The organism is Candidatus Phyllobacterium onerii (assembly GCF_028331445.1).
GTDB classification, from domain to species: domain Bacteria; phylum Pseudomonadota; class Alphaproteobacteria; order Rhizobiales; family Rhizobiaceae; genus Phyllobacterium; species Phyllobacterium onerii.
Window position 1 is genome coordinate 1 of record NZ_JAQMHX010000064.1, and the last position, 245, is coordinate 245.

General features: G+C 58.0%; 1 pseudogene. It reads left to right on the plus strand.

Annotated features, from left to right (window positions below):
- Positions 1-245, plus strand: a pseudogene (locus PHA01_RS29215) (IS30 family transposase); the annotation flags it as partial.

The following is a 245-nucleotide window of genomic DNA, read 5'->3' on the forward strand; positions in this document are numbered from 1 at the left end:
CAGACGCCGGCCGAGGCATGCCAGACGGCGCCATGGCCGTCGTTTCAGCCCGGAAGTCAACATTCTTTTCCGTCCCGACGTCGTTGCCGAGCGCAAACAGTTCGGGCATTGGGAATGTGACCTCATGCAGTTTCGCAAGAAGTTCGGAAAGGCCAACGTGACGTCGCTGGTTGAACGCGTCAGCCGGTTTGCTGTATTCCTGCGCAACAACGACCGGCAGTCAAAACCTGTTATGGATGGGCTGA